The sequence below is a fragment of the Deltaproteobacteria bacterium genome, assembly GCA_016223005.1.
GTDB lineage: Bacteria > Desulfobacterota > GWC2-55-46 > UBA9637 > GWC2-42-11 > JACRPW01.
The window spans coordinates 1-8,912 of sequence record JACRPW010000029.1 but is presented as its reverse complement, the minus strand read 5'-3'; the positions used below and the strand labels follow the sequence as shown (position 1 = coordinate 8,912).

General features: G+C 40.6%; 9 protein-coding genes. 3 read left to right on the top strand and 6 right to left on the bottom strand.

Features of this window, described 5'->3' with window-relative positions:
• The 3 genes from HZC45_03285 to HZC45_03275 all read left to right on the top strand — a co-directional run.
• A partial coding sequence (locus tag HZC45_03285) for a peptidoglycan DD-metalloendopeptidase family protein (protein MBI5682181.1) occupies window positions 1-622 on the top strand: 622 nt, incomplete at its 5' end.
• Window positions 623-724: 102 nt separating this feature from the next.
• A complete protein-coding gene (locus HZC45_03280) occupies window positions 725-2,038 on the top strand; it encodes a S41 family peptidase (protein MBI5682180.1) in 1,314 nt (437 codons plus the stop codon).
• The gene (locus HZC45_03275; GenBank protein ID MBI5682179.1) at window positions 1,999-2,967 is read left to right on the top strand and encodes a divergent polysaccharide deacetylase family protein; all 969 of its coding nucleotides are present in this window, start codon (window positions 1,999-2,001) and stop codon (window positions 2,965-2,967) included. The genes HZC45_03280 and HZC45_03275 overlap by 40 nt, the downstream gene beginning before the upstream one ends.
• 92 nt (window positions 2,968-3,059) lie before the next feature.
• On the opposite strand, the gene HZC45_03270 is transcribed toward HZC45_03275, so the two are convergent.
• The 6 genes from HZC45_03270 to HZC45_03245 form a co-directional block, all read right to left on the bottom strand.
• Entirely contained in the window at window positions 3,060-4,457 is a 1,398-nt protein-coding gene (locus HZC45_03270) for a YchF/TatD family DNA exonuclease (GenBank protein ID MBI5682178.1), read from the bottom strand.
• A 16-nt stretch (window positions 4,458-4,473) separates the two neighbouring features.
• Complete coding sequence (mltG, locus tag HZC45_03265) at window positions 4,474-5,508, bottom strand: endolytic transglycosylase MltG (protein ID MBI5682177.1); 1,035 nt, start codon at window positions 5,506-5,508, stop codon at window positions 4,474-4,476.
• A 1-nt stretch (window position 5,509) separates the two neighbouring features.
• Entirely contained in the window at window positions 5,510-6,601 is a 1,092-nt protein-coding gene (rodA, locus tag HZC45_03260) for a rod shape-determining protein RodA (GenBank protein ID MBI5682176.1), read from the bottom strand.
• 71 nt (window positions 6,602-6,672) lie between these two features.
• Complete coding sequence (locus tag HZC45_03255; protein MBI5682175.1) at window positions 6,673-7,677, bottom strand: hypothetical protein; 1,005 nt, start codon at window positions 7,675-7,677, stop codon at window positions 6,673-6,675.
• Complete coding sequence (locus tag HZC45_03250) at window positions 7,674-8,333, bottom strand: hypothetical protein (protein MBI5682174.1); 660 nt, start codon at window positions 8,331-8,333, stop codon at window positions 7,674-7,676. Before HZC45_03250 ends, HZC45_03255 begins: the two co-directional genes overlap by 4 nt.
• Window positions 8,334-8,386: 53 nt before the next feature.
• Window positions 8,387-8,912, bottom strand: a 526-nt coding sequence (locus HZC45_03245; GenBank protein MBI5682173.1) for an MFS transporter, incomplete at its 5' end; no start/stop codon positions are given.

Genomic DNA, 8,912 nt, shown 5'->3' with positions numbered 1-8,912 from the left:
AGAAAAAGAGAAGAGATATAAAGTTCTTGCATCAATCAGAAAAGAAAAAGGTCTGCATCTGTCAGCGCTTGAAGAATTAGAAAAGACTGCCAAAGACCTGCAGACTTTTATAGATGAGTTAAAGAAACAGCAGGAAAAAGAAGTAGAGAACGAAAGGGTTCCGTCAAGGGGCAGGGTAAACACAGATAGGGATTTAGAACCAATGCCGTCAACAGGCTTCGGGGCAATGAGGGGAAAACTCTCTATGCCTATTATTGGCAAAATTGTTTCATTATACGGGAAGACAGAGGATCAAAAATTCCATACGACAATATTCAATAATGGTATAAAGATTGAGGCACCTATAGGGACTGATGTAAGGGCAGTATATAAAGGAAAGGTAATATATTCGGGCTGGTTAAAGGGTTACGGCAGGATTATAATCCTTGACCACGGCGATGCCTTTTATACACTTTATGCTCACCTTTCAAAGGCTTTAAAAGAACTGGATGATATTGCGGAAAAGGGCGAGATAATAGCAGAGGTTGGGGATTCGGGCTCTATGGATGGTCCCCGTCTTTACTTTGAAGTGAGATACAAGGGTGTGCCTAATGACCCGATGACATGGCTTGCAAATAAATAAATACAAACACAAGACCAAAGACACAAGATTCAAGATTCTTTCTGTAGTCTAGTCTATGGTCTGAAATATGGAGGAATAAGTATGTATAAGTTTTTAAAGGGTATGGGAAGGGGCAAAATACTTATGATTGTAACTGTGGCAAGTGCCGCAGTTATCCTTATAAGCGGTTCAAACTATATGGTTTCTGCTGTGTCTGTAAAGGCGTATGAAAATATACGATTGTTTACAGACGCACTTGCTACTGTGCAGGAAAATTATGTAGAAGAGATTGAACATAAAAAACTCATTTACGGCGCTATAAAAGGTATGCTTCGGGGACTTGACCCTCATTCATCTTTCCTCACCCCCGAGGATTACAAGGAGATGCAGGTTGAGACAAAAGGGAGTTTTGGTGGTTTAGGTATTGAGATAGGGGTAAGGGATAATATCCTTACTGTTATATCACCTATTGAAGATACACCTGCATTCAGGGCAGGTATCAAGGCAGGAGATAAAATCGTCAAGATAAATGATAAATCTACAAAGGATTTGAGCATCACAGAGGCTGTGAAGTTGATGCGTGGACCAAAAGGCACCAAGGTTACAATACATATTTTAAGGGAGGGGTTCAAAGAACCAAAACCCTTTGAGATAGTAAGGGATATTATAGAGGTAAAGAGTGTAAAGTTTAAAATACTTGAAGACGGCATAGGTTATATAAGGATTACCCAGTTTCAGGAGAAGACAGGCAGTGACCTTGAAGATGCCCTTAACAAAGTTGGCGCCAAAAAGGATAATTTTAAAGGGCTTATACTTGATATGAGAAATAACCCCGGTGGACTTCTGACACAGGCTGTAGAGGTATCTGACAGATTTTTAAAATCAGGTATGATTGTTTATACAAAGGGGAGGATTGCGGGGCAGGAGATGAAATTTGAGGCAAAGGACGCAGGGACACAGCCTAATTACCCAATGATAGTCCTTGTCAACAGCGGCAGTGCAAGTGCATCAGAGATTGTTGCAGGTGCGCTGCAGGATCATAAGAGGGCTATAATACTCGGGGTGCAGACATTTGGCAAGGGTTCTGTCCAGACTATAATACCGTTAAATGACAATTCTGCGCTAAGGCTTACTACATCAAAATATTATACCCCTTCAGGCAGGTCTATACAGGCAAAGGGTATAGAGCCTGATATAGTAGTTGAAGACATAAAAGATGGTTCAGCAAAGAATCACTTACGGGAGAAGGACATAGAAAGGCACCTTGAAGGTGATTTAATAACCCCTGAAAAAGAACAGGACAAGGAGAAGAGGATTAAGGTTGAAGAAAAGGTTGAAAAGGAAAAGGCAGAGACAGAGGATATACAACTCAAGAGGGCAGTGGATTATCTTAAAAGTTGGCATATATTTCAGGATGTGATGAAAAAGGCGTCGTAAAAGACAGGATGGGTAATAATAGTAAGAAAAAGAAAGGGCATTTGAAAAACTCAAATGCCCTTATTATTTTAGGGGCATTTATCGGTATTGCTGCTGCTGTCCTGTTATTTAATTACTACAGCAAAGGGAAAAAAGCCCCTGAGATAAAAGAAAAAGAATACGTTCCAGCCGTTACACAACCTGAAGAAAAACCCGATAAAGTTGAGACACCAGCAATTCTACCTGAAGTTATTGAAAGGACAAAGCCAAAGATAGCAATAGTTATAGATGATATGGGGCAGAATATTAGGCAGCTGCGGGAACTTCTAGATATGGATATACCTGTAACAATTGCAGTCCTTCCATTTCTACCCCGCTCAATGGATGTTGCAGAAGAGGCTAACAGGGAAGGACTAGAAATCCTTTTGCATATCCCGATGGAACCTAAAGATTTAGAGGGTAATAACCCTGGCAAAGGCGCACTCTTTACAACCATGTCAGAATACGAGATATATGAACAGGTATTAAAGGAAATAGAGGCTGTCCCGTACATAAAGGGTGTTAATAACCATATGGGGTCTCGGTTCACAGAGGATGAAGACCGTATGAGGGTTGTTCTTGGTGCGATAAAAGAAAAAAATCTCTTTTTCCTTGACAGCAATACAACAGCAAAGTCTAAGGCATTGATGATAGCAAACGAGATTGGTTTGAATGCGGCACAGCGGCAGGTATTTCTTGATAACAAACAGGATATCTCTTATATAAAAGGACAGATAGATGAACTTTTGAGGATAGCAAGAAAAAGAGGAAGGGCAATAGCAATAGGGCATCCTCACCCTGTAACATTTACCGCTATAAAAGAGATGTCAGACAAACTTAAAAATGGTGAAATTGATATTGTTCCTGTATCAGAATTAATTATGCGTGAAAGAAATAAAATCAAAAATTAAATATCAAAAATCAAAATTAAGGTGTTTACTTTTGAATTCGGGGCACCCACGAAGTGGGTCGTGTCATTTTGCATTTTGCATTTTTATTTAACTCATCCTACCACATCATACTCCCTGACCCTGAAACCGACCCCAATTTCATCTTCTGCCAATTGCCGGCATGCCTCTATATCTAAACCCGGCACAGCAACAACTGTGGCAACAACCCTTGGGATGTATCTTTTCGCCTCTTTTAAAAACCATAGTATTGCAGGAAATGCCTTTTCTCCAAATGGTGTTTTGACAAGTTTCTGATATGTTTCTGAATCAGCGGCATTCATGCTGACAGATATTACATCAACAAACATAAGTTCGGGCAGGCAATTTTTGCCATGCACAAGATTTGCCATACCGTCTGTATCAATCCTTATCCTGCACCCCATCTTTTTTAGCAGCATCCCAACCTCTTTGACCACATCAAGCCTTATAAGAGGTTCTCCAAAACCGCAGAAAACAACCTCGTCATATTTTGTTGGATTTGGTCCTACTGCATTTAGAATCTCCTGCGAAGTAGGCTCTTTTTCAAGTTTAAGATTATGACCCTTCACAGTGTAGTCATCAAACTTTGCACAAAATGTGCAGTAGTTTGTACAGCGATTGGTTATATTGAGATAAAGGGAATTTCTGATGGGATATACAATCTTTGTTTCTGGTTTACTATCTATAATGTTAAACAGCCTTTTTGCATTCAGTGTGGTTATCCTCGCAACATCATTATATGATAGGTTTTTTAATTCTGCTATCCTTCTGGCAATAAATGTGACAAACGAAGGCTCATTCCTTTTGCCTCTATGAGGCTCTGGCGCTAGATAGGGACAGTCTGTTTCAACAAGCATATTCTCAATAGGTATCTTTCTCACAAGTTCATGGATGTTTTCAGCCTTCGGGAATGTAACAACACCTGTAAATGAGATATATAAGCCCATATCAAGAACCTTTTTTGCCATCTCATATTTGCCTGAAAAACAATGGACAACACCGCCTATATCCCTCACATTTTCATGTCTTATAATATCAAGTGTATCGTTTTGCGCCTCTCTACTGTGGATGATAAGAGGGAGTTTTATCTGCCTTGCAATATGGATTTGTTGGACAAATGCATCTTTTTGAATATCCTTTGGGGAGTGTTCATAATAATAATCAAGCCCTGTCTCACCAATGGCAACAACCTTTTTGTCTTTGGCAAGTTCTTCTATTTCAGAATATGCTTCTATTACTGCATGCCTTGCATCATGGGGATGAATGCCTAATGCAGAATAAACCATATCGTATCTTTTAGTGAGTGCAGCGACCTTTCTTAAATCTGCCCTTTCCCTTAAACAGCCGACAGTTATAACATATTCTACTCCTCCATCTTTTGCCCTTTTAATAACTTCATCTATATCCCCGTTATATTTTGGGTCATCAAGATGGGCATGGGTATCAATGAGAAGACTTGAAGGTTGAGGCATTTGCAGATTGATATTATTATCCATTTCGTAGAACAGCCCTCTTTGTCTTTGGCGCCTGATATGTATCTACAGCCTTGTTGTGTTCTTTTATGTCCTTTGAAAAGTGGTGAGAACCGTTGTTTTTTGAAACAAAGAATAGATAGTCTTCATCTGCAGGATTAAGCGCTGCCTCAAGGGATGCCCTTCCTGTGTTTGCAATAGGACCGGGCGGCAGACCTTTTGTCTTATAAGTATTATACGGTGTAACAGTCTCAAGGTCTTTTTTTGTGATATTGCCGTTAAAGTCTTTTATCCCGTATATCACAGTAGGGTCGCTGTCAAGTTTCATGCCCCTTTTTAATCTGTTGTGAAAGACAGCAGAAATAAGCGGCATTTCTTCAGGTTTACCTGTCTCCTTTTCTATTATTGATGCAAGGGTTACAATCTCTTTGGTTGACATATTTCTTCTGACCCCTGACTTCTGACTCCTGACCTCCACATACACTTCATTAAACCGTGCAGTCATCTTTTTTATAATGTCAAGGGCAGTCATCCCCTTTGTCAGTTTGTATGTATCAGGGAATAAATATCCCTCAAGGCTGGTTCCGTCAATATTAAGGGATGCAATGACTTCTTTGTCCACTGTTGCCTCTATAAACTCTTCTTTCTTTACAAAACCCTGTGCATCAAGGGTTTCTGCAATTTCCCTTATGTTATAACCCTCTGGTATTGTTATGCTGTGTTCCTTTACTTGACCTTTAACCAACTTATCCAATACCGCAGTTGGCAGCATTGATGTTGTAAACTCATACTCTCCAGCCTCTGCCTTTTTTACTGCGCCTTTTAACTTTGCGAGCATGGAGAATCTATCTGCACGGGTTATTATGCCAACCTTTTCTAGTTCCTTTGCTATAAGTCTGAAACTTGCCCCCTGCTCTATGAATATAGTTTTTACTGATGCCTTTTCGTCAGGTGGCGTAAATAAAAAAGAGTAGATATGTGTCGCAGTTATTAAGAATATTGTAAGGAGTATAAAGACTATTACTTCAAATTTGTTTTTTAGTGCAAACATATCAGAACATAAACCTCCTCATGCTCACATTTATAAGTATGCCCACACCGAGCATCACTGTCAGCAAAAACGAACCGCCGTAACTCATAAACGGAAGAGGCACGCCGACTACAGGCAGTAGTCCCATAACCATGGCCAGATTTATCGCTGTATGCCAAAAAAATAGTGATGAGATGCCAAATGCAAGGAAAGAGGCAAACCTGTCCTTCGAATGCTGTGCTATATGCAGTCCCCATAATATTATAACCAAAGAGAGTATAACAACAATTACAGCACCGCTAAAACCCCATTCCTCTGCAAATACTGAAAATACAAAATCCGTGTGACGTTCAGGCAGGAATTTTAACTGCCCCTGTGTTCCGTTCAAAAAGCCTTTGCCAATAAACCCTCCTGAACCTATGGCGATTTTTGACTGTTTAAGATGATACCCTGTTCCAAGCAGGTCAATATTTGGGTTTATAAAACTTAGAAGTCTTGCCTTCTGATAATCTTTTAAAAAGTGCCATGCAAAGGGTATAAGCGGCAGAAAGGCAATGGATATGCCCAGCAGTGTTTTCCACCTTACCTTTACAAACAATGTCATTGATATAAATATAAGTAAAAGTATAAGGGCAGTGCCAAGGTCAGGCTGCTTTGCCACAAGAATAAACGGGACAGCAAGAATAAATCCGGGCAGAAATATATCCTTTATTGACATGCCCTGCCTTGGCACAGTAATCTCATTGAAATATTTTGCAAGCATAACAACAAGGGCAATCTTTGCAAATTCAGACGGCTGAAATGAAACAAAACCAAGATTAAGCCACCTCTTTGCACCCCCTGCAGATTTACCAAAAAGATGAACAGCCACAAGAAATGTTATTGTTGCCCCGTAAAGAAAATATGCAAACCTTTCAAGTTGGGAATAATTAAAGAAGGTGATTATACCTATTGCAGCACACCCAATTATAAGCCAGTAGAATTGTTTAAGATAAAGTTGTGAGCCTAAACCTGCTGTTGCGCTGTAAAGATTTACTATGCCAATTGCGGCAAGTGCCATTGCAGATAAAAAGATTACCCAGTCAAAATGTGTAAATGTTCGTCTGTCAATCATAAAAATACAGGCAATGGGCAATAGGTGATAGGCAATAGGAAAACCCATAGCCTATCGCCTGCTTTTATCGCCTATAGCCTGTCTCTTAAATATGCCTTTATAACCTCTTTTGCAACAGGCGCTGCTGCCTCAGAGCCAAAACCGCCGTGTTCAACCATCACTGCCACGACTATCTTTGGTTCATCTGCCGGGGCAAAACCAATAAACCATGCATGGTCTCGCTGTTCATACGGCACCTGATGCAGTTTTAATCTTGGCGCATTTTCCTTTAACTTGACAACCTGTGCTGTCCCTGTCTTGCCTGCAATAGGAATGCCATCTATCCTTAAACTCCTTGCTGTTCCGCCATCTTCATGGACAACGCCGTGCAATGCCTTTTTTAAAATATCCAGAGTCTCTTTTGAGGCAGGCACTATGCCTATTGCCTTTGGTTTAAACTCCCATAAAATATTCCCATCAATATCCTTAACCTGTTCTACCACCTGCGGCAAAAATAGCTTCCCGCCGTTTGATATGGCAGCATAGGCATTTGCCATTTGGAGAGGTGTGGCAAGGAAATAACCCTGCCCCACAGAGACCGAGATGGTTTCACCTTCATACCACGGCGCCTTATACACCTCTTTTTTCCATTTGCTGGACGGGACAACCCCCTTTTTTTCATTTGTTAGTTGTATGCCTGTTTTCTGACCGAAACCGAATCCTTTTGCATAATATGCAAGTCTGTCTACACCAACCTTCAGACCAACCTGATAAAAGAATGTGTCTGCAGACTCCACTATTGCCCTGTGGACATCTATGGTGCCGTGTCCTCCTTGCTTCCAGTCCCTGAAATCCCTGTTCCCGAATCTGAAGGTCTCTCCTGAATATATCTTTGTTGTTGGTGTGATAACCTTTTCCTCTAATGCAGCAGCAGCAGTTATGAGTTTGAATGTAGAGGCAGGCGGGTATTGCCCTTGTATAGGCTTATTTTCAAGAGGATGGAGCGGGTTGTTGATAAGTTCTGTCCAGTCCCCTTTTGAAACCCCCTTTGAAAAGATATTTGGGTCAAATGATGGTGAACTTATAAAGGCAATCACCCTGCCGTTTGCTGGGTCCCATGCACACCCTTCAGATAATCCTCAAATTTTTCTTCTACACCATACTTCCCCAGATAATCACCCGGTCTATAATCCACTTTGTTAAATCTCTTGAGTTGTTCCTCATTTATTTCCCCCATGTATCCAATCAGATGGGTTATTAGGTCCTCATACAGATACCTCCTCCGCGGCTCTATCTCCAAAGCAACCCCGGGAAGGTCTATCTTTGCCACCTCTATTTTAGCAATCTCATCCCATGTAATATCTTCTTTTATCCTGACAGGCTGGAAAAGCGGCTGTCTTGCAGATACCTTAATTCTGGCATCAATATCCTCTTGACTAATATTTACTAGATTTGCAAGGGACTTCTTTACCTTTTCTATATCCACCACATCTTCCATTGTAACAGAAAGGGTAAAGGATGGTCTATTTTCAACCAGCACCTTGCCATATCTGTCAAAGATTATCCCCCGTGGCGCTGCTGTCCTTACAATCCTTATCCTGTTATTTTCAGCAAGTTCCCTAAAGTAGTTTCCTTTAAAAACCTGCAGATACCACAGCCTCAGAAAAAGGATAAAAAATACTGACACTGCTATCCATGCTGCAACATACAAGGCAATTTTAGACTCTCTTGTATTTTCCTTGCCGATATACATAATACCCTTTATATACCAGAAATTAGTATTCTAATGCAACGGATTAGGTTGAATTAGGTTAAATTTGGCATTCCGCCCTTCACCCTCTGAATAACAACAAACCCTGTAAGAAAGAATATTGCAATAGATAAAACCGCAAGCCTCTGGTTTCCGAATGTTGATGACAAATAACCAAATACAAGCGGTCCAATGATTGCAGATGACTTGCCCACAAGGGAATATACGCCGAAATATTCTGATTCCTGTCCCTCAGGGATAAACTGGGTAAAGAACGTCCTGCTTGCTGCCTGAACTGTGCCGAGTCCAAGCCCTGCGATAGATGCAATAATAAGAAAATGTGCCTTTGCATAAACAAAAAATGAAAAGACTGACACGCAAGTCCATAAGATAAGCGATAATATTACAACCTTTTTTGGCCCTAAGTAGTCTATCGGCTTTGCCATTAAAAATGCACCAATAAGGGCTGTGAACTGGACAATAAGATACATGCCGATCAATTCCTGCGGAGTAAACTTTAGGGCTGCTGCTGCAAATATACTGGAAAATACTATGACTGTATTAACGCCGTCTACATATATG

Coding starts and splice junctions, on each gene's coding strand:
- HZC45_03280 (MBI5682180.1), top strand. CDS start 725: ATGGGAAGGGGCAAAATACTTATGATTGTAACTGTGGCAAGTGCCGCA.
- HZC45_03270 (MBI5682178.1), bottom strand. CDS start 4,457: ATGCCTCAACCTTCAAGTCTTCTCATTGATACCCATGCCCATCTTGAT.
- mltG (MBI5682177.1), bottom strand. CDS start 5,508: ATGTTTGCACTAAAAAACAAATTTGAAGTAATAGTCTTTATACTCCTT.
- rodA (MBI5682176.1), bottom strand. CDS start 6,601: ATGATTGACAGACGAACATTTACACATTTTGACTGGGTAATCTTTTTA.
- HZC45_03250 (MBI5682174.1), bottom strand. CDS start 8,333: ATGTATATCGGCAAGGAAAATACAAGAGAGTCTAAAATTGCCTTGTAT.